The following is a 25,447-nucleotide window of genomic DNA, read 5'->3' on the forward strand; positions in this document are numbered from 1 at the left end:
AATTCATATTTATTCACCTGACCATTGATCGCCGTCATCCTTTCACGCTCGTACAAGCGGCTGGGTAATGCTGTGTTTATTTATCATCTTGACTGGTTTTATGCGCGTGATGCGCTAAAGTTAACTAACCGTGTCTTCACACTTGGTGGATGGTGTATTAACGCTGTCTGACAGTGTGCGTAAACTCAGCCCAAAGCGTGAAAGTGAGGAGAGGTCATGCATCCAGAGGTGTCCCAAAACGAGCACCCCACATCGGGTGATCCTGGCCTTGATTCTCAGGCTAGTGATATGGAGATACTCGGCAACATTGTGGAAGAAATCATTCAATCCGGCCATTCCGTTAGTAACAAGGCTATCATTGCTAAATTAGTGAACAAAATTGAAAAAGAGGCCAATATCGCTTTTCAGGAAAAATATCGCGCATTGCTGGAGTTAGTGGTTTATAAAACTCAGGACGACTTTCTGATTTAATGTCCCGTCAATACATTCGACCATCACCTCGGTAATATTCTCGTATTATCGAGAGACTATTTTATTTAATCAACGGCATCATATCGATAATGAATAGGCAGGATTGGAAGAATGAAATACATTCATTGCTCTATTTTTTATTCATTATGGATGAACATATTAAAACCCCGAAATGACACATATTTATTTTTTTGCTAAGCGTTAGTATTCATTTCAGAATAAACAAGCGATGAATAATTCACGCACAGGTTTAAACCACTTAGCACACGCCGACTCTGGCAGAGATGACAACGCCACAATAAAAAAAGACTATATCGGATTCGACAGCAGAAACGAAAACGGGCTAGCCTAAGCTAACCCGTTGAATTTTGTGGCGGAGGAGTAGAGATTCGAACTCTAGAACACTTTCGCGTCGCCGGTTTTCAAGACCGGTGCCTTCAACCACTCGGCCACTCCTCCGCAATGACGCGAACTATAAACAGTGTGTGGGATCTTGTAAAGCATCACGGCGCTCAATTGCCTGAAAAACAATCTAACACGGCGTAATTGTGCGTAAAATAGTCACGCGGCACACAAAATAGAGCAATTTATCCCCACCATCATAAGAATGACAGGGCAAAACACGAATGCAGGTACGGAGTATGGCGAATTTGCAGCGTAAAGAAGGGTAAACCATCTTTAATAACGTCTTGAAACTATTTATTCTTTGACATTGAATAATAGCACCCTGAAGAGAGAGAGTCGCTGATATGGATCGTATTGTTGTTTCTTCTACCCGTGAAAGTTCGTTACTCAGCACTCACAAAGTGCTGCGCAATACCTATTTCCTGCTGTCGCTAACACTGGGTTTTTCCGCCGTTACCGCAACGGCAAGTACTGTACTTAACCTGCCCGCACCAGGTTTAATTCTGATGCTCGTTGGGTTTTATGGTCTGATGTTCCTGACACATAAACTAGCGAACAGCCCTGCCGGTATTTTGGCGGCATTCGCACTAACTGGATTTATGGGTTATACGCTGGGCCCGATATTAAGCTCACTGATTTCTTCCGGTGCAGGTGACATTGTCATGCTGGCGCTTGGCGGTACAGCGCTGGTGTTCTTCTGCTGCTCAGCCTATGTCTTAACCACGCGTAAGGATATGTCCTTCCTGTCTGGCATGATGATGGCAGGTTTTGTTGTTCTGATTGTTGCCGTCATTGCTAACCTGTTCTTACAGATTCCGGCATTGCATTTGGCAATCAGCGCCCTGTTTATTCTGTTCTCAGCAGGTGCCATCCTGTGGGAGACCAGTAACATCATCCACGGCGGCGAAACCAACTACATCCGTGCAACAGTTAGCCTGTATGTCGCGATATACAATATCTTCGTTAGCCTGTTGAGCATCTTGGGCATCATGCGCAACGACTAAAGGTAGTAAGTCCCGGCACTGAGAAAAACTCAGCGGGTGCACTAATGAGATAATCATTCCACCCTGTGAGCAGTACGCTGACAGGGTGTTTTTTATTCAGGTACATCGCGAAAAGTTTGTTAAACTACGGCTGAGATACCGCAGTCGGAGAGAAGATGTTGGAGTTTGAAGGGCGAACGATCGCAACAGACGCACAGGGTTACCTGATGGACAGCACGACGTGGAGTGAAGCATTAGCTCTCGTGTTAGCTGAACAGGAAGGCATCGCGTTGACAGAACCACATTGGGAAGTCGTCCGGTTTGTGCGGAATTTTTATCAGGAGTTTAACACCTCACCCGCTATACGCATGTTAGTTAAAGCAATGGCACAAAAGTACGGTGAAGAGAAAGGAAATAGCCGCTATCTGTATAAACTGTTTCCAAAAGGGCCGGCAAAACAAGCTACCAAGATAGCGGGCTTACCCAAACCAGTGAAATGCATCTAGCTTCCCCGTTTCAATAGCGGATCGCAAAGCCTTCGTAGTCTATCTTGCCATGCGGCTCAATAAGCACCCTATCAACTCTGGCGCTTCGTGGGCCCCCTTGTTTCAGCCACTCAATTAACGTATCTACCGCATGAGGTTCACCGCTTGCCACCACTTCCACGCTGCCATCATTACAATTGCGAGCATACCCAGTAAGACCAAGCTGTATTGCCTGACGTTGCGTACTGTAACGAAAACCGACTCCCTGAACCACACCATAAACATAAGCCGCCATCGCTATCGTTGTCATCTTCCTCACTTTCCTCCTAAGCCACCAAACAACATTTATTAGCCGGACTGTATCTTCTAAAAATTTACACCATACTGTTAATAATGAGTTCAGCCAGTGATGCACTAACGAACACATGGCATCATCGCTTGAAAAAACCTCTGAACGCTAAAAACATTATCGAATGCGGTTATCCTCTCCCCGCAAAATCCGCAGCGAGTAGAAAGTATAATCAATTTCCAGGGGGTTATATGATCGTCAGCAAATTTGGCATCGGACAACAGATTCGTCATAAGCTTCTAGGGTTTCCTGGGGTCATTATCGATATCGATCCCGAATATTCACTAGAAACGCCCACCTGGGAAGAAATTAGCGGCAATGACACCCCGCGATCTGAACCGTGGTATCACGTTGTGATGGAAGATGACGAAGGCCAACCGATACATACTTATTTGGCGGAGGCACAGTTGATGAAGGAAGAGCTTTCCGAGCACGATCACCCTTCGTTAAATGAATTAGCTGAGGTCATTCAACGCCGAGCACCCCAGTTGCGCCACTAAGTTTCATCAAAAATAAATATTGGCACTACAATCAGACATCGGCGATGTTGTGATAGTCAACATCGCCCAGTGCCTACAGCTTATTTATCCAAACCCAGCCGTGGGATTTCAATTTTCGGGCAACGATCCATCACAACTTTCAGCCCTGCATCGTGAGCCAAAATTGCCGCTTGCTCATTAATGACGCCAATCTGCAACCATAGGACGGTAGCGCCGATGGCGATAGCCTCTTTAGCCACCTCATAGGCCGCCTCTGGCTGACGAAAAACATCAACCATATCAACAGGGTTAGGGATATCTGCCAAACTGGAATACGCTTTTTGTCCTAAGAGCGTCTGACCAGCCAGCTTAGGGCTGACGGGGATGACGTTATAGCCCTGCTCAAGTAAATAGGCCATGACACCATAACTTGGACGGGACGGTTTATCGCTGGCACCCACTAACGCAATGGTTTTTACCGTTTTCAGTACCGATTCAATATCACTGTCATTCATGCTATTCAGCCTCTCTTGCGTGATTTATTACAGTGTATCTTACATTCAACGAATGGCGTGAAATGACTTACAGCACCCGTGACCTAACGCAGCATGGCACGAAAAATGCCATAACAGTCTGTTTCAAATTGAAACCTTTGACACATTCAGACAATTCCTCAACAATACCCGAATGACGTACCATCTGAGAAAATTATGAAATTCGGCTTCATCACTGTCTGCCTTTTTATTGCAGGTTTAAGCACCTCGGCAATTGCGGCAACAACGTTGAAATTAGATCAGAAAATCGATCTCCTGATGGTTGACGGGCAGAGGATGTCAGGCTCGTTGCTAAAGGGTGCCGATAGCCTCGCGCTTGGCAGTGGACAACATCAGATCTTGTTCAAAGTTGTCGATACTGTTGATACTCAGACTGGCGCACCAGCGACCTATTTTCCTTCAATATTTATTGCGACCTTTAACACCGAAAAAGTGGCTTCGGTGTCATTTAAGCTACCGCCGCTGCAAACCCTTCAGGATCGCAAAAACTTCACAGCCCTTCCCCAATATCAATTGCTTGATGAAAAAAATCAGGCTATCCCCGTGCGTACCGATGCGCTTGTAATCGCAGACAATGAGCTACTCGATATAGAGCGAAAAATGTCGGAATACAACGCAGCAGCAAAAGGGGCTTCAGTTGCTGGTTTTGCTAGCGCGCTGAATGAATCCGTAACCTGGTGATTTAACGCGCAGTCACATCAGATTTTTGATACCCGTTCGCCTTTTCCTGCTTTTATTGCTTTGCACTGAAACAGCGTTTCCGTAATCTGTCTGTACCCTAGCGTCAGCTTTACTACACCAGATTGAAGGACGTAACCATGGAGTTCACCACCCGTACCATCCCTGCGCAAAAACATATTGCGCTGGTAGCACACGACCACTGTAAACAATCCTTGCTGGATTGGGTTGGTACGAATAAAGAACAGCTCAAAGAGCACACGCTTTACGCCACCGGTACTACCGGGAACCTGATTCAGTTAAATACGGGTCTGCCCGTAAAAAGCATGCTGAGTGGGCCGATGGGGGGCGACCAGCAAGTTGGTGCACTCATCTCCGAAGGGAAAATTGATTTAATGATCTTCTTTTGGGACCCACTTAACGCCGTACCACACGATCCCGATGTAAAAGCGCTGCTGAGGCTCGCGACCGTCTGGAACATTCCGGTTGCCACCAACCGTGCAACGGCGGATTTCCTGGTTAATTCTGCGCTATTTAAAGAACCTGTTCAGATAACCATCCCTGATTATCAGCGCTACCTGCAAGACCGCCTCAAATAGCATGAACACATAAAAATAGGCCAGCGGCGAGTTGCACACCCGACGCTGGCCTCTACGGTTTCACTTCTCTATTTTTCGTTATCCTGGCTTACGCTGTACTGGCACGCCTAAGCGCCGAAGAGGCTCAACAAACACAGAGGGAGTCGTCACGTCCTGTAACAGCCAGACGCGATGCTTTGCTCTCGTCAACGCGACATACAGTAAGCGACGCTCTTCCGCATCGGGAAAATTCTCTGGCTCCGGTAACAGCGCTGCCTCAATCACAGATTCTCTTGCCGGAGCCGGGAACCCATCTTTACCCTCATGCATCCCTACAATAATGACATACTCAGCCTGCTGACCTTTACTGGCATGCACCGTCATGAAATCAATATGTAAATTCGGCCATTTGGTCGCAGCCTTCTCTAAAATAGCAGGGCGCAAATGGTGATAACGAGCAAGCACGAGAATACGCTCATCGGCTTTAGCAAAACCGCTCAACTTATCCAAGAGTGGTTCAAGCTGTTCCTGAGGTAGGATAGTCACCGCTTTTTTATCCCCCTTACTCAAGCTATTAAGCGGTTTCTTTAACTGATACGGATTCTGTTGGATGAACGTGTTGGCAATTTCACCAATGCGTTCATTAAAGCGATAGGTCGTATCTAGCGCGCACTGTTCACCTACGCCAAAATGCTGTTCGAAGCCCGTCGTCAACGCCAATTCCGCACCGCTGAAACGATAGATTGCCTGCCAGTCATCCCCTACGGCAAACAGGCAGGTACGGCTATTTTGTCGCCGCAGCGCAGCAAGCAAACTCGCGCGCTGTGGTGAAATATCCTGAAATTCATCGACCAGAATATGTTTCCAGGGACTGACAAAACGTCCTTTATCCAGCAAGTTCACAGCCTGATGGATAAGGCCGGAGAAGTCGACTGCGTTTTCGTCCTTAAGCGCTTTTTTCCAGGCTTTCAATAACGGTGCCATCAGGCGAATACGTTGCTGAAATTCAGTCCTAATCGATTCTGGCGCTTGTTCCACCATTTCGCTCTGGCTACCACCGTGCATACGCATCAATCCCAGCCAGCGCTCAAGTCGTCCAGCCAGCCGCCCCGCCAGCTTCGAATCGTTCCAGAAATCGCCGTCTGGCACATCCCACTCCAGCTCTTCCGTTAACCAACGACGCCAACCATTAGCCTGCGTTTTTTTCTCGGCGCATTGCTGCTGCCAGTGTGAAATCAACAGCTCGCGGCGCTGTTTTGCATCACTTTCAAGCTGGCTTATCATCGGTGCCTTACGGCTAGCCTGCTGAATGATGTGCAATGCCAGCGCATGGAATGTCTTAGCCTGAATCTCATCCGTATGGAGCCGTTCCTGAATGCGCTCGTTCATCTCGTCTGCCGCTTTACGGCCAAATGCCAGCAGCAAAATCTGATCGGGCGCCGCTTCTTGACGATGCATTAGCCAGGCTGCACGAGCCACCAGCACGGACGTTTTACCACTGCCTGCCCCTGCCAACACCAGCACGCCCTCTTCGCCATTGATCACGGCTTTGCTCTGAGACACATTTAATGGCGAACTCTCTACCGTTTCAAAGAAAGTTTGCTCTGCCGCCAACGTGCGATCCATCCATGCCCGGTTCGTCGCAGTGCGCATCTCGTCACCCTGCTCAAGCCAACGCAGGCAATGTTGGTAGTTATCACGGCAGTTATCAAAGGAATCAAGGCGAGCAATAGGAAGAGGCAAAGACTCCAGCGAATTGCGGATAGCACTCTGCAACGTTGATAGAGCCTGACGACTAAACCATTTATCTTGCTGCGTCAGTGTATGGATACTGTCCATTTGACGCAGCAAAACCTCAGCACAGATCAGGCTCATCTCCTCGCTCCAGCCAAGCCAGGATTTGAGAAGATGGCGGTAAAAAGCCTGCGTTTCCTGCCACTCAGTACCATGCAAACGCACCACTTTTCCGGCTGGCAATTCAAATTCCAGCTCACCCCACACCAGCCCTCTTTTACAGTGAATATTCAGCAACTGATTAAAAGGAATCAGGTATTCATGTTTATCGCCACTCACTTCGACACCGGCATTCAGTAACCGCACCCGGTTGTAAGGATGCTGAGCCAGATGTTTACCTAATGAGGTAGATTTCAGTTCCATGATGTTCGCGCCATGACTATATGAGAGGGACATTGGTACATTTGTTAGCGTTTCTCAGTTTCCTAGTTTACCCGTTATCGGACTTCACGCTCTAGCCTTAAAAACAGGTTAGGATATCCTGATGCTTAATGTGATAATTCTTTTACCATCAGCAAGTTTGGTTACCTTGCAAGCACAGGAGAAACTATGCGTACTGCGTTGAACATCCTTAATTTCGTACTGGGCGGCTTTTTCACCACATTAGCCTGGCTTCTGGCAACCGTCGTCAGCGTGCTGCTGATCTTCACTTTGCCGCTAACACGCTCATGCTGGGAAATCACCAAATTGTCGCTTTTTCCTTATGGCAATGAAGCCATCCATGTTGATGAGTTACGCCCCAATGAAAAGAGCGCCATTCTCAGCGCTGGCGGTTCTCTACTCAATATCTTCTGGTTCATTTTCTTTGGCTGGTGGCTTTGCCTATCGCATATCATTACCGGTATCGCTCAATGTATTACGATCATTGGCATTCCAGTCGGCATCGCTAATTTTAAAATTGCTGCCATCGCGCTATGGCCTGTCGGACGTCGCGTGGTTTCCGTCGAACTAGCACAGGCTGCGCGGGAAAATAATGCCCGTCGTCACTATCGCTAACGGCATCTAAGGATATTACGTTGCTCACCTTCGCCCCAGGAATTCGTCGCTATGTCTATAACAGCAGTTGGCTGTATAGCATCCGCATCCTTATTGCACTCAGTGGTGCAGCGGCCGTTCCCTGGTGGCTAGGTCAGCCAACATCAACAATTCCGGTCACTCTGGGGGTTGTCGCCGCGGCCCTTACCGACCTCGACGATCGCCTCACCGGACGTTTACGTAATTTGTTTATTACGCTGTCCTGTTTTTTTGTTGCTTCCGTTTCGATCGAATTGCTTTTTCCTTATCCGTGGCTATTCGGCATTGGTCTGGCGGTATCAACCTGCGGTTTTATCCTGCTCGGCGCATTAGGGCAGCGCTATGCGACAATCGCATTCGGTGCACTGCTGATCGCAATTTACACCATGCTGGGAATATCCCTTTACGACAATTGGTATCAGCAGCCCATCATGCTCTTGATCGGAGCCTCCTGGTATAATCTGCTGACGCTATTCGGACATCTACTCTTCCCGATCCGCCCGTTGCAGGATAATCTCGCACAGTGTTATCAACAGTTGGCTCGCTACTTAGATGCAAAAGCCAACCTATTCGATCCCGATATTGAAGAAGAAACTGACAAGCCCCTTATTGATGTTGCCATGGCAAACAGCCAACTGGTTGCGATGCTCAACCAAACCAAATCATCATTGTTAACGCGCCTGCGTGGCGATCGCGGACAGCGAGGAACACGCCAAACACTGCACTACTATTTTGTCGCCCAGGATATTCACGAACGTGCCAGTTCGTCGCATGTTTACTATCCACAGTTGCGTGAAAAACTGCGCTATAGCGACGTCCTATTTCGCTTTCAACGTCTGCTGAGCATGCAAGCCAAAGCCTGCCAGCAGTTATCGCAATCCATTCTGCTGCACCAAAAATATCAGCATGACAGCCGCATTGAGCGAGCTTTTGTGCATCTTGAATCCGCTATTGCGCGCGTCGCTGCCAACAACATGGCGGATTCCGCGCAAATTAAGGCGCTCACTTATTTATTGAATAATCTGCGTGCTATTGATGCGCAATTATCGACCATCGAATCCGAGCAGAGCATTGAGCAAGAAAACAATCCAGAAAACACGCTGGCCGATGACAACATCACGGGTTGGAGCGATATCCGTTTACGCATTAGCCGCCATCTAACACCACAGTCGGCGCTGTTTCGCCATGCCATCCGCATGTCAGTTTTACTCTGTAGCGGCTACGCGTTGATTCAGATAACGGGTTTGCAACACGGTTATTGGATTTTGCTGACCAGCCTATTTGTTTGCCAGCCCAACTATAACGCAACCCGGAGACGACTGACGTTGAGGGTTATCGGGACATTGACCGGTATTTTAATCGGCCTTCCTATCCTGTACTTCGTCCCTTCACAGGAAGGACAACTCACGCTGATCGTCATTAGCGGTGTACTCTTCTTTTCCTTTCGTAACGTGCAATACGCACATGCGACCATGTTTATTACGCTGCTTGTCCTACTTTGTTTCAACCTGTTGGGCGAAGGCTTTGACGTCGCGGTACCACGTATTATTGATACCTTGTTGGGTTGCGCCATCGCGTGGGCGGCAGTGAGTTTTATTTGGCCAGATTGGCGTTTCCGCGGCCTGCCTACCGTTATTAATAAAACATTAAATGCCAATTGCCGCTATCTTGACGCGATCATGATTCAATATCATCAGGGGAAAGATAATAGTTTGCCTTATCGTATTGCCCGTCGCGATGCGCATAATTGCGACGCAGAATTGGCATCGGTTGTGTCAAATATGTCCTCTGAGCCTCACACCACCAAGAACAAGCTGGACAATGCATTCCGCTTCATGTGCCTGAATCATACGTTATTAAGTTATATTTCAACGCTCGGCGCACACCGAGGGAAAATAGCTTCATCGGAAACGCTGCAATTTCTGGATGATGCCGTGTGTCATGTTGACGACGCGCTACACTGTCGGGAAGAGGACAGTCTACGAATCAATCAGGGATTGAAAGCTATTGCCACCGGCATTCAATCCCTTTCACTTGAGTCAGACAGTAAAGAACCATTAATTATTCAGCAAATCGGCCTGCTGATCGGCCTCTTACCTGAACTCGTACAGCTAAAAAACGACATGATTTCACAGTAAAACAGGGAGCACGCTCTTAGTGTTTTGGCCCTTTGGAAAGGGTATTATTTTTATACCACTCTAAAAGCTCATTACGAATACCGCGGGGGAGCGCGGCTTGATGCGTGCCACAAATTGCGCCAGCAAGCGCCAATAACACGTTCACGCTTAAATTAGCGCGCACCTTTCGCAGCTCAAGATAGCTGTTTTTCGCACCATAATGCTGTAATTCATCAATATTCTTTATTCCCGCTTTCCACAGCAGCCTTTCGATGTCGTGGTTAAGATTAGGGAGATCTTTTAAACGCCCGCTCGTACATTTAAGAGCCTGATCATGCTGCGCACCTGCTAACGCCAGTCGGGCAAAATATAATAACTGCTGTGGCTCTTGCCATAATATGTCATCAACAAGGAAGTAGTTCAGCGGTAACGGCATACCGCGTTTGGTATAAATCAGATGTGGCATATCACGCTGCTGAAAATATTTTTCATCTTTTTTACTGGCGCGAAGATAAAGCTCCCCTTCCGACACCAATCCAAAAATCGTTTTATTTGCTGCGATACTGTAGCCACCAAATTGGGAACGTGAAGTGATATCCCCTAAAGAGGAAAACGAATGTTGAGATTGCAAAATCCTTTTTTTGCATAATTGCTTCATTGCCATAATCCTTAGTATTGAAATGATCTCTTCCTGAACAGTTAAATATTCGTAGCAGGAATAAATAATTAACCACACCCCCGAGGTGGCTTCAAACAGTAAATGTGTTTACTGTCTCTTGCATAAAGAATATGCGAAGCGCTTTCAAAAAATCAGGTTGATTTTCACGCACACAGCAGTTACTGTACATTTATACAGTAACACTATGGGTAGAACTCATTATGCGTACGCAATCAATCAGCTCTCACAACGTCCCGTCATCATCGTTTTCTGCCAATCAACACACAGCAGAATCTTCGGCTGTCGCGGGCGGTATTATCAGCGAAGTCGTGTACAACGCCGATCAACCCATAGTCACACACCTGTTACTTCCACTCTTACAGCAGCTAGGCACACAGTCTCGCTGGCTGCTATGGCTTTCTCCCCAGCAAAAATTGAGTCGCCCTTGGGTACAGCAATCTGGATTACCGCTGGATAAAATAGTGCAGCTCAACCATATCAATCCCTTGTTTACTGTTGATGCCATGGAGAGAGCGTTACTGACAGGAAATTACAGCGCCGTTTTGTGCTGGTTGCCGCACGAATTGACGGAAGAAGAGAAGGTTCGGTTACGGGACGCCGCACAGGCAGGAAATACATACGGCTTTATTATGCGACCAGAAAATGCCAGCGGGGACGCCTATAGACTGTTTCCCAGCCTTAAAATTCATTCGACATTGTATCATTAAGTAAATTAAGATTTTTCTCAGCTCAATTACGTTATATGCCCCGTGGATCGCCGCAAAGCGGTATTCTGCGGGCTTTTTGGCTATATTTAATACACCCCAAAGACGTAAGATCTGTCAAAACCATCTACTATTTGTTAGTAAGTGTGTATGATTCGTGCGTTTTTCCTATGACGCAAGTCACATCATACTTGTAACTTTCTCATCACGTTGTAGACTTTAACTCGCTGGAGTTGCTCTTTTATAACGTCAGTTGACTGACAGTGAGTCATAAATAAGGGCAAAGTCTCCAACCAAAGGATTTTAACCAAAGGTTTATTAGCCCTCCAGGTTAATTGCCGATTTGGATGATAATGAGGCGTAAAATGAAAAAAACAGCTATCGCAGTTGCAGTGGCACTGGCTAGCTTCGCGACTATCGCGCAAGCAGCTCCTAAAGAAAATACCTGGTACACCGGTGGTAAACTGGGTGTGTCTCAATTCCACGATACGGGTTTCTATGGCAATGGCTACAACGGTGTCATCAATAACCCGATCAAAAGCAAATTAGGCGCTGGTGCTTTTGTTGGTTACCAAGCCAACCCGTACCTGGGTTTTGAACTGGGCTACGATTGGTTGGGCCGCATGAAGTATGCTGGTTCTACTTCTAATGCAGCAGACAGTGCTAGCTTCAAGGCACAAGGCATTCAACTGGCTACTAAACTGAGCTACCCAGTGCTGCCAGGTCTGGACGCTTATACCCGTCTGGGCGGCATGGTATGGCGCACAGATAGCCACGCTGACAGAAGCGGCACCCACCTCAACAACAACGATACTGGCGTTTCTCCGCTGGCTGCGATCGGTGTTGAATACGCTATCGACACAAACTGGGCTGCCCGCGTTGACTACCAATGGGTAAGCAACATTGGTGATGCTGGTACCGTTGGTGCCCGTCCAGATAACCTGCTGATGAGCGTTGGCCTGTCTTACCGTTTCGGTCAAGATGAGCGTGTTGCACCCGTTGTTGCTCCGGCTCCAACTCCAGCACCAGCTCCAGTTGTTGAAACCAAGCGTTTCACCCTGAAATCTGACGTCCTGTTCAACTTCAACAAAGCAACGCTGAAAGCAGAAGGCCAGCAATCACTGGATCAACTGTACACCCAGCTGAGCTCTCTGGACCCGAAAGACGGTTCCGTTGTTGTTCTGGGCTTCACTGACCGTTTAGGTTCAGAGCAGTATAACCAAGCTCTGTCTGAAAAACGTGCTCAGAGCGTAGTGGATTATCTGGTTTCTAAAGGTATCCCTGCGAATAAAGTCTCTGCTCGTGGCTTAGGTAAATCTCAACCAGTTACCGGTTCTACCTGTGACAACGTGAAACCTCGTGCTGCGCTGATCGACTGCCTGGCACCAGATCGTCGCGTAGAGATCGAAGTTAAAGGCATCAAAGACGTTGTAACTCAGCCTCAGGCTTAAGTTATTAACGAAAAAAACCTCGCTTCGGCGAGGTTTTTTTATGAAGGACATCTTTGTCTGTCACCCTACGGGCCGTTGCTGCGCAACGTTGGAAAACGCGCCCTGCGCTTTTTTATGTCCGTTTTTCAGCAAGATAAATGACAAATACCGATCATTTTTCGTCTTTATTATTCAGAATGTCTTTAAGATCCTGCTTGAGCAGCGACATCTGGCTGGCATATTTCTCTTTATGCTCGGCATCTTCAATTAACTGCACAATCGTTTCCGACAAGGTCACCCCACGCCTCTGAGCAAGAGCCGCCAGACGCTGCCAAACCAAGTATTCCAAATCGATTGATTTCTTGCGCGTATGTTGGTGTTCCGCATTAAAATGACGTTTACGCCGTGCGCGGATCGTTTGCTTCATCCTATTTTCTAAGACGGGATTCATACATTGCGCAATCCACTCCAACACTTTCACTGGCTGGTTTTCCATTTTAAGCAATGCCTGCACCGCAGCATCCGCCGCACTTTGCTCCAGAAAACGCGTAACCGCTTCTCCCTCGCGATGTTTTTTCACCAGGTATTTCCATTTCCATCCGCACTCAAGATTTTCTAGTTGTTGATATTTCATATTAAATTCTTCAGTGACCGCGTAACGTTACTTCCAGCATAACAGTTTTCCCTGATTTTGGCCGCTTTCTGGCGGTTTTCTAGCAGCTTTTAAGACGATTAGCCAATCAGGTTCTGATCTTCGACGAATGAAAGATGACGGAGAGATGACTCTCCTTATGCGCAGTGCGCATTATTCTTGTATAATCACGCTTTTCCTTTAGACGATTACATTGATACTTTGACCAGTAACCGACTCTCATGGCAGCACTTACTGCCCAATAATACGCCTTATCAAACGCTATTCACTCAGGCAGCTCAGCTTGCTCCTGCTGAATTCTCCGCTATTCAGTCGCGTCTGGCAGACAGTCTGACGCTCTTTTGCCACCCTCGTTCCCCTTCCCGCTTTATGCTATTAAAAGCGCAAGAGAACGATGAATATATGGCATTGATCGCCCGTGCGCTGAGCGCCATCAGGACAGACTCCGGGGCGATACATGGCAGTAAATATATCATTGAGGGTCGTCATATCCGGGTCGAACCCGCCACACAGCTAGCGGATAACTTTGCCGCCCAGCAGCTCTGTGGCTATCAAGAATGGATTGAACCTGAGCAACTCTTCGGCTGTCTGCGTAATTTCCACGATGAAATAACACTGCATCCAGGGCTGGTTCATCAGGTTAATGGCGGTACGTTGATCCTGTCAGCCAGAGCACTGCTGGCTCAGCCGTTAATGTGGCTGCGTCTGAAGCAGATTATGGCTGAGGGAATCTATCGTTGGCTGTCCCCAGACGAGCGCAAACCACTTCCCGTTGATGTACCACCAATGCCACTTGATATTCGTCTAATTATTATTGGGGATCGGGAAAGCCTGGCGGACATTCATGATATGGAGCCAGAGTTAGGCGAACACGCGATTTACGGTGAGTTCGAAGCGCAACTACAGTTGATTGAAACAGATGACATGGCTCGCTGGTGTACTTACATCAATGCGTTATGCAACGAAAATCAACTGCCGCTACTGGATGCCGATGCCTGGCCAGCATTCGTAAACAGTGCGGTACGTTACAGCGGCGATCAGGGTAATTTGCCATTATGCCCGCGCTGGCTAGTCAGCCAGTTAAAATATGCGTCGCTATACGCCAGAGACGGTCAGATCACAGAACAGGCGCTGGTCGACGCGATTGCCGCACGCCAATGGCGTGAAGGCTATCTTCGTGAGCGCATGCAGGATGAAATAGAACTCGGTCAGATCCTGATCGAAACGGAAGGCGACGTTGTCGGTCAGGTTAACGGGCTTTCCGTATTGGAATTCCCGGGCTATCCCGTTGCTTTTGGCGAACCGACACGAATCACTTGTGTCGTTCATGCAGGCGACGGCGAGTTCACTGATGTCGAACGCAAAGCTGAACTTGCTGGCAATTTACACGCCAAGGGCATGATGATCATGCAGGCGTTCCTGATTACCGAACTGGAACTTGATCAACAGCTTCCTTTCTCAGCATCCATGGTCTTCGAGCAATCGTACAGCGAAGTTGATGGTGACAGCGCCTCGCTGGCAGAACTCTGCGCTCTGATCAGCGCTCTGTCCTTGCGGCCAATCAATCAGCAGTTTGCCGTTACCGGTTCCGTCGATCAATTTGGTCACGTACAGCCAATTGGCGGCGTGAATGAGAAAATCGAAGGATTCTTTGAGGTTTGCCAGCGTCGTGGGCTAACGGGAACTCAGGGTGTGATTTTACCTGCGGCTAACCTACGCCACCTCTGTTTACAGGAGGATGTCGTTGAGGCGGTACGTGAAGGTAAATTCCACTTGTTCCCAGTAGAAACTGCACCGGAAGCGGTATCATTACTGACCAATTTTGCTTATGACGATGAGCAGCAGCCAAGTCTGTTAGCGGCGATTCGTGAGCGAATTGGACAACTTTTACCGCAGGAGCGTAGACGTTTTCCTTGGTTTTTCCGTTAAACCAACTGGTTCAACCAGACGCAACAGACTTGCTCAGCGTACAGGTGTACGCTAATCTGCGTGCTTCATTAAAACAAGGCTTACAGAGACCATGGTAGATAAACGCGAATCCTATACAAAAGAAGACCTCCTTGCCTCCAGTCGTGGTGAGCTGTTCGGTCCACAAGGCCCTCAGTTACCCGCCCCTAACATGCTAATGATGGACCGCGTCGTTAAAATGACCGAAGACGGCGGTAAGTACGGCAAAGGCTATGTGGAAGCCGAATTGGATATCACGCCTGATCTGTGGTTCTTCGGTTGCCATTTCATTGGCGATCCGGTGATGCCAGGCTGCCTTGGTCTGGATGCCATGTGGCAGCTAGTCGGCTTCTATCTGGGCTGGTTGGGTGGCGAGGGCAAAGGCCGCGCACTCGGCGTGGGTGAAGTCAAATTCACCGGGCAAGTTCTGCCAACAGCGAAAAAAGTCACTTACCGCATTCACTTCAAACGCGTAATCAATCGCCGTTTGGTGATGGGTATTGCTGATGGTGAAGTGCTGGTCGATGGTCAACAGATCTATACTGCTGACGAACTGAAAGTTGGTTTGTTCAAAGATACCAGTTCTTTCTAAGTATCAGACTATATTGCGGGCGAAGCGTTTTTCGCCCGCGTTATCTCTTCTATTTACCCGATTACATCCAACCGCAACCCTAAATCACTCGACTTATCATGTTGGACTTTTAAGTTCATTGGTGATCGACTGTCGAACGTCTTGCGGTATCTTCAGCTCTGTCGCTAACGCATCCAGATAGCTTTTCTCCATGAAGTGATCAACATCAATGACTGCACAACTGAGGAAGTAGACCTCAAGCGCCTCTTCTTCATTCTTCACATCTTTCGCTAGCAAAATCGGATCAAGCGGTTGTTCTATAGCTTCCTGCACCCAACGTTGCGCCTCGCTGCCCAATTGCAGTTGCTGAATATTGTCATCAATACGCTGCTTTTCAGTTGCATCAATATGCCCATCGCTCTTGGCAGCAAAAACCAGAGCCTGAATTAAACGCCGTGCACGAATATTGTCAGTAGAAGACTGAGTGCCGAACTGCGGATCATCCTGATGCGTGTCGCGAACGCGTTTCTTGTATTGGTTCCACAACACGACACCCGCCGCCGCACTGCCTCCAATGATCAGGGCATTTTTACCCAATGAACCTATGATTTTCCTCGTGGATTTATTTGACAGTAAGACGCCAGCCAAACCACCCAGCGCTGCGGGCTTCAACATGTCCCCCAAATTACCGTTTTTTCCCCCTTGATGATGACTCCCCTGCTTGCTAGCGGAACCTAATAAGCCCTGAATTTGTTGCAGCCAATTATTCATTTTCATTCCTCAAGGAAAAGTGACCTCACTGATGGTGTTGTCACTCATAGTAATGGTGCGGAAGGCGTTTGTTTGTCAGATTGTGTATAACAATGAAAAGTATGGACCGCGCTTTCTATGCGGTCCATCTGACTATGCTGGGAACGTCACGAGGCAGGTTTCAGCGGGGTTTTTCTCACTGGTACATTGCCAGCAACATAGTAGCGTGCTTTGCTACGCGGCAGCGGCTGACGCCGGCGGATTCGGTCGGCAATTTTCTCGGCAATCATGATGGTTGTCGCATTCAGATTACCGGTAATAATTTGTGGCATAATGGAGGCATCCACCACGCGTAATCCTTCTATGCCGTGGACACGGCCTTGCCCGTCGACCACCGCCATATCGTCCTCTCCCATCTTGCAGGAACAGGAGGGATGGAATGCCGTTTCAGCGTGAGTGCGGATAAATTCGTCCAGTTCCTCATCCGTCTGAACCTCTAGGCCAGGGCTGATCTCTCGTCCACGATATTTATCCAGCGCTGGCTGTGCCATGATTTCACGCGTAATACGGATCGCATCGCGAAACTCCTGCCAATCTTGTTCTGTCGACATATAGTTGAACACAATGCTGGGGTGCTCATGTGCATCTTTCGACCGCACCTGCACACGCCCTCGACTCAGTGAACGCATGGAACCGACGTGCGCCTGGAACCCGTGCTCTTTCACCGCATTACTACCGTTGTAATTAATCGCGACGGGCAAGAAATGGTATTGAATATTCGGCCAGGTGAACTCATCACGGCTGCGAATAAACCCCCCCGCTTCGAACTGGTTACTGGCACCAATACCCGTACCATTGAACAGCCATTCCGCACCGATTTTCGGCTGATTAAACCACTGCAACGCCGGATATAGCGATACCGGTTCTTTGCAAGCGTATTGCAAATACATTTCCAGGTGATCTTGTAAATTCTCACCGACACCGGGCAAATCATGTACCACAGGAATATCGAGCCCTTGGAGCAAATCTTTCGGCCCGACGCCGGAACGTTGCAGGATTTGCGGCGAGGCGATTGCGCCGGCACATAACAACACCTCACGACGAACCTTCGCCGTCTGGGCACTTTCGCCTTTAAAGTAGGCCACGCCAACAGCACGTTTTCCGTCAAAGAGAATCTTGTCGGTTAAGGCATGCGTCACGATAGTCAGATTCTTACGATCTTTTGCCTGATCCAGATAACCTCGCGCGGTACTGGCGCGACGCCCCTTCGGCGTGACGGTTCTGTCCATCGGCCCAAAACCTTCTTGCTGATACCCGTTGAGATCGTCCGTACGCGGATAGCCCGCCTGTACGCCCGCTTCAACCATCGCGTGGAATAGTTCGTTGTTTCCCATCTTCGGCGTTGTCACCGACACCGGCCCCGCCGCACCATGGTAGTCATTCGATCCCACATCGCGCGTTTCCGCTTTACGAAAATACGGCAGGCAATCAAGATAACTCCAGTCTTCCAGACCCGGCATCGTCGCCCAGTTATCAAAATCCATCGCATTACCACGGATGTAACACATGCCGTTAATCAGCGATGATCCACCCAATCCCTTTCCACGGCCACATTCCATGCGGCGATTATTCATATGGGGTTCGGGATCGGTTTCATACGCCCAGTTATAGCGCTTCCCCTGCAATGGAAAAGCTAACGCGGCAGGCATCTGTGTACGAAAATCCAACCGATAATCCGGGCCACCCGCCTCAAGCAGCAGCACGCTCACATCGCTTTCTTCTGTTAGACGCGTTGCCAGCACATTACCAGCGGAACCAGCTCCGATAATGATGTAATCATATTCCATTAGGCTTTCTCCCCTTCGTTTAAAATACCGAGCGGAATTCACCCAGTTCAACCTGTACAGATTTAATTTGCGTGTAGTGTTCCAACGTTGTTATGCCATTTTCACGTCCAACACCAGAATGTTTGTAGCCGCCCACAGGCATTTCAGCCGGAGATTCTCCCCAGGTGTTGATCCAACAAATCCCTGCCTCAAGCTGATGAATAACCCGATGTGCTCGATTTAGATCGCGGGTCACGATACCGGCCGCCAGACCGTATTCGCTATCATTAGCGCGGCGTATGGCCTCCCCCTCGTCCTGATACGTCAAAATACTCATGACCGGGCCGAAGATTTCTTCTCGGACAATCTTCATGTCATCCCGACAGTCAGTGAACACCGTAGGAGCAACGTATGCACCTTGGGCATAGTCACCGTCGGTCATGGGTTCACCACCCACCAGCACACGTGCGCCCTCACGTTTTCCACTTTCGATATAACGCAGTACGGACTCCCGGTGCGGGAAGCTAACCAGAGGACCAAAATTCACCAGCTCGTCAGTCGGATCGCCGATACGGATGCGTTGAACGCGCGCCAGAATTTTCTCCTCAAACTGCGTCTGCAATGCATGTGGAACGAAGACGCGCGTACCATTAGTGCACACCTGTCCTGAACTAAAAAAATTCGCCATCATGGCGATATCTGCGGCCTTATCCAGATCGGCATCATCAAAGATAATCAGCGGCGACTTTCCACCCAACTCCATCGTGACTTCTTTCAGTGTCGAGCCTGCGGCATTAGCCATGACCGTTTTCCCACTGGCGATCCCACCGGTGAAAGAGACTTTGGCAATCCCCGGGTGTGTGGTCAGCGCCTGACCAACGGATTTCCCCGTCCCCGTCAGCACGTTGAATACGCCGGCCGGTAACCCAGCTTCGGTGTAGATTTCCGCCAGCTTCAGCGCGGTAAGCGATGTGACTTCGCTGGGTTTGAAGATCATTGCGTTGCCTGCCGCCAGCGCGGGCGCCGATTTCCACAATGCGATCTGGATGGGATAGTTCCAGGCACCGATACCGGCGACAACACCAAGCGGTTCGCGCCGGGTATAGACGAATGAGGTATCACGTAAGGGGATCTGCTGACCTTCCAGCATAGGAATCAACCCCGCGTAGTACTCCAGAACATCCGCCCCAGTGACAATATCGACGGTACGCGTTTCTGAGAGTGGCTTGCCTGTGTCATGGGTTTCAAGTAAGGCGAGTTCGTCGTTGCGATCGCGCAAGATATCCACGGCGCGGCGTAAAATACGCGAACGTTCCATCGCCGTCATCGCCCCCCATATCTTCTGCCCTGCGGTAGCGGCGCTGACGGCGCGATCAACGTCAGCGGCAGTGGCCGACTGAAGCTGGGCAATAATGTCGCCATTTGCAGGGTTCACCGCATCAAACGTATCGTTACCCGTGCTATCGGCATAGGTCCCGTTGATATAAAGCTGTTGTAAACCGTAGCGAGACATAAATTCTCCTGTCATATAACTGCCCGACCACACGCCCGGGCAGAGAAGGCAAAATAATAAGGAAGGATTACGCGCGAATGAGCTGCTGATCGATATAGTCGCAGGCAATGCTCAATGCTTCTTCGCGGTTGAAAGCGTCATGACTTAACGCACCGCGTAGCCACAGCCCATCGATCAGACCAGCCAGCCCTTTGGCCGCAATACGCGCGTTATCTTTCGGCAAGCAATGGCTAAACTCGACACACAGGTTGGAGTAAAGTCGCCGATCGTTAACCTGCTGTAAGCGATGGAGCATAGGGGAATGCAGGCTACTGGCCCAGAATGCCAGCCAGGTTTTCATCGCCGCGCTATTCGTCTGGCTATCATCAAAATTCCCCTGAACAATTGCTCGCAAACGCGCACGAGGCGTATTTTCTGTCAGGCTCAGCAACCTTGATTTTACCGCCAGCCCCAGATGGCTAATCAGGTAACGCATCGTCGCTTCCAGTAAGCCATTTTTATCACGGAAGTAATGACTGATGATTCCATTCGACACCCCTGCACGTCGGGCAATCTGCACGATCGAGGCATCATGCATGCCCACATCGTTAATCGTTGCCAGCGTCGCTTCGATGAGTTGCTGCCGTCTGATGGGCTGCATTCCGACTTTAGGCACTACACGTCCCCTTCATTTCTGAACGATGGATCACGGTAAAAGACGATGATTTGTGATCCGATTTATCCCATTAAACTTTTTTTTGATTGAACGTTCAATAAAAAATGAATATCTTTTATTGCTGAAAGGTTAAAAATCTGTATCAATTATCACGAAAAGTGGCGTCAGTTCAGACGATAACGCCAACTTAAAAAGAATAATTTCTTTTTTGTTCTGAAGACTATCTTCAACCGAAAGCGTACTCAGCGGATGCCCTGCGACCGGTTCTTGATATGCGCTAAGCGCGCTTCGTGGAGAGAGGAGTCAGAGTATCGATTCACATAACGCAAGGGATAACCATGCCAGCCACAGAAACTACGCCCCAACAGGATCGCCTAAATCCTGTCGTGTTCTACACATCAGCGGGATTAATCCTGACCTTCTCGCTGATGACCATGCTGTTTAACAAAGAAGCGAACGACTGGATTACTCACGCGCTCAACTGGGTTTCCGCCACATTTGGTTGGTACTACCTGCTCGCCGCCACGCTCTACATCGTGTTCGTCATCTTCATCGCCTCGTCTCGATTCGGCTCAATTAAGCTCGGGCCAGAACAATCGAAACCTGAATTTAGCCTGATGAGTTGGGCTGCGATGCTGTTTGCGGCGGGGATCGGTATCGATTTAATGTTTTTTTCTGTCGCAGAGCCGATTACGCAATATATGATGCCGCCTGAAGGACAAGGCCAGACGATGGAAGCAGCACGACAGGCTATGGTCTGGACGCTGTTTCACTACGGGCTAACAGGCTGGTCAATGTACGCGTTGATGGGAATCGCGCTGGGCTACTTCAGCTACCGCTATAATTTGCCGCTGACAATTCGCTCTGCCCTCTATCCCATCTTTGGCAAACGCATCAATGGCCCGATTGGACACAGCGTCGATATCGCAGCCGTGCTCGGAACCATTTTCGGTATCGCGACCACGCTGGGCATCGGTGTCGTTCAGCTTAACTACGGACTGAAAGTGCTGTTCCAAATCCCAGAGAATCTCACCGTTCAGGCTTCTCTCATTCTGCTTTCCGTGATCATGGCGACCGTTTCCGTGACGTCCGGCGTCAATCGCGGCATTCGCTTTCTCTCCGAACTGAATGTTTTGCTCGCACTGGGTTTGATTCTCTTTCTGCTCTTCTGGGGCGATACCGAGTTTTTGCTGAACGCGCTAGTGCTTAACGTTGGGGATTACATCAATCGCTTTACCAGTATGACACTCAACAGTTTTGCGTTCGATCGCCCGACAGAATGGATGAATAGCTGGACGCTGTTTTTCTGGGCATGGTGGGTCGCATGGGCACCGTTTGTCGGGCTGTTTCTGGCACGTATCTCACGCGGCAGAACGATTCGTCAGTTTGTTGTCGGCACGCTGATCATCCCGTTTGTCTTTACGTTGCTGTGGCTCTCCATTTTCGGCAACAGTGCGCTTTATCAGGTGATCCACGGTAATCTGGACTTTGCAAACGAAGTTATGCAGCACCCGGAACGTGGTTTCTACAGCCTGTTGGCACAGTACCCAGGCTTCAGCCTGAGCGCTTCTGTCGCGACCATTACCGGCCTGCTGTTTTATGTTACCTCTGCCGATTCTGGTTCACTGGTGTTGGGCAACTTCACCTCTCGCCTTGGTGACATCAACAACGATGCACCAAACTGGCTGCGGATTTTCTGGTCTGTCGCGATTGGCCTGTTGACGCTGGGTATGTTGATGACAAACGGCGTGTCAGCATTACAGAACACGACCGTCATCATGGGGTTGCCGTTTAGCTTTGTGATGTTCTTTATTATGGCGGGGTTATATAAATCACTGAGGGTTGAGGATTACCGTAAAGCCAGTTCCTTGCAAACCTCAGCGCCGATGCCAATCTCAGGCGACGATCGCCTGAACTGGAAACAGCGCATCTCACGCGTCATGAATTTCCCCGGCACAACGCATACACAGAAAATGCTGGATAACATCTGTAAAGCGGCCATGGCGGATGTTGCACGTGAATTACGTCTACGGGGTGCCAGCGTTGAAGTCAACGAATTGCCGCCTGTCGAAGATGAGCGCTTGAACCACCTTGAACTGCTGGTGGATTTAGGCGATGAACAGAACTTTCTTTATCAAATTTGGCCGCAGCGTTATAGCGTCCCGGCGTTTACCTACCGTGCTCGGTCAGGAAAATCAGATTATTACCGGCTTGAAACCTTCCTGTTGGAAGGAAGTCAGGGGAATGATCTGATGGACTACAGTAAAGAACAGGTGATTAACGACATTTTGGATCAGTATGAACGCCATCTGAATTTTCTTCATCTTAATCGAGAAGCTCCCGGTAATACGCTCACCTTCCCGGATGCATAATCCCCTCCCCGATGGCGCTGAAATATAGCGCCATTTTTCAATTAATTACCTCTTCATCATGCATTCTTTCTTCATCGTATTTTTCCCGAATTTATGGGCTGTGCCGCATTCTTTGCTTCCACGATTTGCGCTTTATTTTTGAAACGGTATACTGCACACATCAAATTGAAATACAGTTTTAAAAAATGTATTTGTCCGTCACAGAAAAGGAACGAACATGAAAATTGCACTGATTAACGAGAACAGCCAGGCTGCCAAAAACGCTATCATCGCCGAGTCACTGACCAAAGCGGTTGCACCGTTGGGCCACACTGTACACAACTACGGCCAATACGCCGTTGAAGATGCAGCGCAGCTGACCTACATCCAGAACGGTATTCTGGCAGCTATCCTGCTGAACTCTGGCGCGGCTGATTTCGTTGTGACCGGTTGTGGTACTGGCCAGGGCGCAATGCTGGCTTGTAACTCTTTCCCTGGCGTAATCTGCGGTCTGGTTGTTGACCCATCTGATGCTTACCTGTTCTCTCAGATCAACAACGGTAACGCGGTATCCGTTCCTTACGCTAAAGGCTTTGGCTGGGGCGCTGAACTGAACCTGGAAAACCTGTTTACCCAGCTGTTCAAAGAAGAAGGCGGCCGCGGCTATCCGAGCGATCGCGTTGCACCTCAACAACGTAACAAGAAAATTCTGGATGCCGTAAAAGCAGTGACCTACAACGATCTGATCACCATTCTGAAAGGTCTCGATCAGGATCTGGTTAAAGGCGCGATTGCTGGTCCTAAATTCCAGGAATACTTCTTCGCTAACAGCAAAGACGAAGCACTGACCAGCTACATCAAAACGCTGCTGGCGTAATCGTCCTACGGTTGACAAAAAACCCACAGGCCATCGCGGTCTGTGGGTTTTTTATGCTCATTTCTTGCCCATTTTGCCTGCATTTTCACGACATCGTCATGCGGACTATCCGTTACCGTTCAATGCTTAGCCAGACGCACCGTTCGCGCTAAATACTGCTTGACCGGAGCTAAGTGACTCCCTATAGTAGCGCCCCGTTGCCCCCTATAGGCAACCCCCGGTGAGGTGTCCGAGAGGCTGAAGGAGCACGCCTGGAAAGTGTGTATACGTGAAAACGTATCAAGGGTTCGAATCCCTTCCTCACCGCCATATTTTGCACAAAGTCGAAAGTCACGTAGTGTTTTTGATTTTGTCCTACATAAAGTAATACATAGAAAGCCCGCCTCAGCGGGCTTTTTTTATTTACGGAATCCAGTATCCTCTCTTTTTCCTTTGCACTGACTTATCAGTCATACACGCCAAGAAAGGTTCAAGATAACGCTCTTGCCACTTTCATTATTAGACATTTATCACGTCACTGTTTGCGAATGCAGTCAGGTCGATCAGCATGGGATGATGGGACGTGTTATGGTGTGAATCAGCGCTTTCCTAACTCGTAGCGGGAGCATTAATAATATTTTTCCCGCAATTTGTTCATTTGGTGAATTTATTGACTTTACTACAACAGGAGTCGAGCAATGATAGTAAGAACATGGCATGGTTGTGTACCACTGGAGCACGCAGAAGGCTTTGCAACTCATCTTCAATTAACAGGTGTCACACATTCGCAAAGTATCCCAGGTAATCAAGGCGCGTTTGTTAAACGTGTAACGCAGGGAAACTGGGAACATTTTTTCCTTGCCACGTACTGGACTAACATTGACGCGATTAAGGCTTTTGCAGGCGAGGATTATCATACCGCGGTAACCTATCATGAAGATGATAAATTTTGCCTTTTGTCCGATCCGTATGTTTTTCAACATGAAATTGAGGCCGTACATCCGTTGTAAATACAAGATGAGTATTGTTTGATGTTGCAGAGTGGGCAAATCTTCTCAACGCCAACCGAAAAGGGATGGCCAACCCACTCCCATACAAATCAGCCAGACTTCGCGATTGATCTCGTTAATAAAACTCATTATCATTAATGCGGATTTATAAGATAAAAACATCCGCGTACTTTTAGGTATGGAAAAGGGAGGAAACGACGATGGAATTAACATTCCGATCATTCTTAGGTGACGAGAGTGGCGCTACAGCAATCGAGTACGGTATTCTTGCGGCGCTGATAGCCGCGGCGATTGGTTTTATCTTTGGTGATAGTGGTATTTTAATTAATGCACTTAATGATAAATTTGACGAAACCCATCAAATAATTAGAACGTGTGGAACAGACGAACCCGGAATTTCGTGCTTTGCAGCAAAAAAATAAAACGGATAATAATATTAAGAAATATTTTTCAGAACATGACTAGTGCGATATATTTTCCTTTAGCACTTTATTCAGTAATAACGTTCAAGATTTTATATTATATACCCTAAATAATTCGAGTTTCAGGAAGGCGGCCAACACACATGCAACTTGAAGTATGACGGGTATATGCTC

Annotated in this window: 25 protein-coding genes and 2 tRNA genes; 17 read left to right on the forward strand and 10 right to left on the reverse strand. The window is 48.6% G+C overall.

Annotated features, from left to right (window positions below; translation table 11 throughout):
• Positions 1 to 216 precede the first annotated feature (216 nt).
• Positions 217 to 471 (forward strand): biofilm/acid-resistance regulator YmgB/AriR, encoded by a 255-nt coding sequence (locus A6301_RS03820; protein ID WP_205542823.1) that lies wholly within the window; start codon positions 217 to 219, stop codon positions 469 to 471.
• Between the two features lie 371 nt (positions 472 to 842).
• On the opposite strand, the gene A6301_RS03825 is transcribed toward A6301_RS03820, so the two are convergent.
• Positions 843 to 930, reverse strand: a tRNA-Ser gene (locus A6301_RS03825).
• A gap of 290 nt (positions 931 to 1,220) precedes the next feature.
• On the opposite strand from A6301_RS03825, the gene yccA reads away from it, so the two are divergent.
• Together yccA and tusE are read left to right on the forward strand one after the other, a co-directional pair.
• Positions 1,221 to 1,880, forward strand: coding sequence for an FtsH protease modulator YccA (yccA, locus tag A6301_RS03830; RefSeq protein WP_107167731.1), 660 nt, complete (start codon positions 1,221 to 1,223; stop codon positions 1,878 to 1,880).
• A gap of 155 nt (positions 1,881 to 2,035) precedes the next feature.
• Positions 2,036 to 2,365 (forward strand): sulfurtransferase TusE, encoded by a 330-nt coding sequence (tusE, locus tag A6301_RS03835; protein ID WP_107167732.1) that lies wholly within the window; start codon positions 2,036 to 2,038, stop codon positions 2,363 to 2,365.
• A gap of 10 nt (positions 2,366 to 2,375) precedes the next feature.
• Here tusE and yccX read toward each other — a convergent pair whose 3' ends face one another.
• Positions 2,376 to 2,654, reverse strand: coding sequence for an acylphosphatase (gene yccX, locus A6301_RS03840; RefSeq protein WP_234257133.1), 279 nt, complete (start codon positions 2,652 to 2,654; stop codon positions 2,376 to 2,378).
• 230 nt (positions 2,655 to 2,884) lie between these two features.
• Between yccX and hspQ the strand changes: the two genes are divergently transcribed.
• Complete coding sequence (gene hspQ / locus A6301_RS03845) at positions 2,885 to 3,193, forward strand: heat shock protein HspQ (RefSeq protein WP_107167734.1); 309 nt, start codon at positions 2,885 to 2,887, stop codon at positions 3,191 to 3,193.
• 80 nt (positions 3,194 to 3,273) lie between these two features.
• Here the strand turns inward: hspQ and A6301_RS03850 are convergent, their stop codons facing one another.
• Entirely contained in the window at positions 3,274 to 3,687 is a 414-nt protein-coding gene (locus A6301_RS03850) for a CoA-binding protein (protein WP_107167735.1), read from the reverse strand.
• A gap of 195 nt (positions 3,688 to 3,882) precedes the next feature.
• Here A6301_RS03850 and A6301_RS03855 point away from each other — a divergent pair, with 195 nt between their 5' ends.
• The gene (locus A6301_RS03855; protein WP_205542825.1) at positions 3,883 to 4,407 is read left to right on the forward strand and encodes a DUF2057 family protein; all 525 of its coding nucleotides are present in this window, start codon (positions 3,883 to 3,885) and stop codon (positions 4,405 to 4,407) included.
• A gap of 137 nt (positions 4,408 to 4,544) precedes the next feature.
• Complete coding sequence (locus A6301_RS03860; RefSeq protein ID WP_137741650.1) at positions 4,545 to 5,003, forward strand: methylglyoxal synthase; 459 nt, start codon at positions 4,545 to 4,547, stop codon at positions 5,001 to 5,003.
• 78 nt (positions 5,004 to 5,081) lie between these two features.
• Here A6301_RS03860 and helD read toward each other — a convergent pair whose 3' ends face one another.
• Entirely contained in the window at positions 5,082 to 7,139 is a 2,058-nt protein-coding gene (gene helD, locus A6301_RS03865; RefSeq protein WP_234257134.1) for a DNA helicase IV, read from the reverse strand.
• 186 nt (positions 7,140 to 7,325) lie between these two features.
• On the opposite strand from helD, the gene A6301_RS03870 reads away from it, so the two are divergent.
• Complete coding sequence (locus A6301_RS03870) at positions 7,326 to 7,772, forward strand: YccF domain-containing protein (RefSeq protein ID WP_205542827.1); 447 nt, start codon at positions 7,326 to 7,328, stop codon at positions 7,770 to 7,772.
• A gap of 20 nt (positions 7,773 to 7,792) precedes the next feature.
• Entirely contained in the window at positions 7,793 to 9,928 is a 2,136-nt protein-coding gene (gene yccS / locus A6301_RS03875; protein WP_234257135.1) for a YccS family putative transporter, read from the forward strand.
• A gap of 16 nt (positions 9,929 to 9,944) precedes the next feature.
• Here yccS and A6301_RS03880 read toward each other — a convergent pair whose 3' ends face one another.
• Positions 9,945 to 10,565 (reverse strand): TfoX/Sxy family DNA transformation protein, encoded by a 621-nt coding sequence (locus tag A6301_RS03880; protein WP_107167740.1) that lies wholly within the window; start codon positions 10,563 to 10,565, stop codon positions 9,945 to 9,947.
• A gap of 221 nt (positions 10,566 to 10,786) precedes the next feature.
• Here A6301_RS03880 and sulA point away from each other — a divergent pair, with 221 nt between their 5' ends.
• Both sulA and ompA read left to right on the forward strand, forming a co-directional pair.
• Positions 10,787 to 11,293: an SOS-induced cell division inhibitor SulA gene (gene sulA, locus A6301_RS03885; RefSeq protein WP_205542830.1), complete on the forward strand. Its 507-nt coding sequence runs from the start codon at positions 10,787 to 10,789 to the stop codon at positions 11,291 to 11,293.
• 362 nt (positions 11,294 to 11,655) lie between these two features.
• Entirely contained in the window at positions 11,656 to 12,741 is a 1,086-nt protein-coding gene (gene ompA / locus A6301_RS03890; RefSeq protein WP_215484201.1) for a porin OmpA, read from the forward strand.
• Between the two features lie 151 nt (positions 12,742 to 12,892).
• On the opposite strand, the gene matP is transcribed toward ompA, so the two are convergent.
• A complete protein-coding gene (gene matP, locus A6301_RS03895; protein WP_234257136.1) occupies positions 12,893 to 13,354 on the reverse strand; it encodes a macrodomain Ter protein MatP in 462 nt (153 codons plus the stop codon).
• Between the two features lie 177 nt (positions 13,355 to 13,531).
• Here matP and A6301_RS03900 point away from each other — a divergent pair, with 177 nt between their 5' ends.
• Complete coding sequence (locus A6301_RS03900; protein WP_234257137.1) at positions 13,532 to 15,301, forward strand: Lon protease family protein; 1,770 nt, start codon at positions 13,532 to 13,534, stop codon at positions 15,299 to 15,301.
• Between the two features lie 91 nt (positions 15,302 to 15,392).
• Entirely contained in the window at positions 15,393 to 15,911 is a 519-nt protein-coding gene (gene fabA, locus A6301_RS03905) for a bifunctional 3-hydroxydecanoyl-ACP dehydratase/trans-2-decenoyl-ACP isomerase (protein WP_005970620.1), read from the forward strand.
• Positions 15,912 to 16,007: 96 nt separating this feature from the next.
• Here the strand turns inward: fabA and A6301_RS03910 are convergent, their stop codons facing one another.
• The 4 genes from A6301_RS03910 to betI form a co-directional block, all read right to left on the reverse strand.
• Complete coding sequence (locus tag A6301_RS03910; RefSeq protein ID WP_107167746.1) at positions 16,008 to 16,661, reverse strand: tellurite resistance TerB family protein; 654 nt, start codon at positions 16,659 to 16,661, stop codon at positions 16,008 to 16,010.
• 146 nt (positions 16,662 to 16,807) lie between these two features.
• Positions 16,808 to 18,487: a choline dehydrogenase gene (gene betA, locus A6301_RS03915; RefSeq protein ID WP_234257138.1), complete on the reverse strand. Its 1,680-nt coding sequence runs from the start codon at positions 18,485 to 18,487 to the stop codon at positions 16,808 to 16,810.
• Positions 18,488 to 18,506: 19 nt separating this feature from the next.
• Positions 18,507 to 19,979, reverse strand: coding sequence for a betaine-aldehyde dehydrogenase (gene betB, locus A6301_RS03920; protein ID WP_234257139.1), 1,473 nt, complete (start codon positions 19,977 to 19,979; stop codon positions 18,507 to 18,509).
• Positions 19,980 to 20,046: 67 nt separating this feature from the next.
• Positions 20,047 to 20,634 carry a transcriptional regulator BetI gene (betI, locus tag A6301_RS03925; protein WP_234257140.1) on the reverse strand — a complete coding sequence of 196 codons (588 nt, stop codon included), beginning with the start codon at positions 20,632 to 20,634 and terminating at the stop codon, positions 20,047 to 20,049.
• A 338-nt stretch (positions 20,635 to 20,972) separates the two neighbouring features.
• Between betI and A6301_RS03930 the strand changes: the two genes are divergently transcribed.
• The 5 genes from A6301_RS03930 (at position 20,973) to A6301_RS03950 (ending at position 25,273) form a co-directional block, all read left to right on the forward strand.
• The gene (locus tag A6301_RS03930) at positions 20,973 to 23,006 is read left to right on the forward strand and encodes a choline transporter (RefSeq protein WP_234257141.1); all 2,034 of its coding nucleotides are present in this window, start codon (positions 20,973 to 20,975) and stop codon (positions 23,004 to 23,006) included.
• 217 nt (positions 23,007 to 23,223) lie between these two features.
• On the forward strand, positions 23,224 to 23,862 hold the full coding sequence (locus A6301_RS03935) for an RpiB/LacA/LacB family sugar-phosphate isomerase (RefSeq protein ID WP_010287191.1): 639 nt from the start codon (positions 23,224 to 23,226) through the stop codon (positions 23,860 to 23,862).
• 219 nt (positions 23,863 to 24,081) lie between these two features.
• Positions 24,082 to 24,171, forward strand: a tRNA-Ser gene (locus A6301_RS03940).
• Between the two features lie 368 nt (positions 24,172 to 24,539).
• A complete protein-coding gene (locus A6301_RS03945; RefSeq protein WP_107167751.1) occupies positions 24,540 to 24,851 on the forward strand; it encodes a hypothetical protein in 312 nt (103 codons plus the stop codon).
• 200 nt (positions 24,852 to 25,051) lie between these two features.
• Entirely contained in the window at positions 25,052 to 25,273 is a 222-nt protein-coding gene (locus A6301_RS03950) for a Flp family type IVb pilin (RefSeq protein ID WP_107167752.1), read from the forward strand.
• Positions 25,274 to 25,447 lie beyond the last annotated feature (174 nt).

It is taken from the genome of Pectobacterium sp. IFB5596, assembly GCF_021432585.1.
GTDB classification, from domain to species: domain Bacteria; phylum Pseudomonadota; class Gammaproteobacteria; order Enterobacterales; family Enterobacteriaceae; genus Pectobacterium; species Pectobacterium punjabense.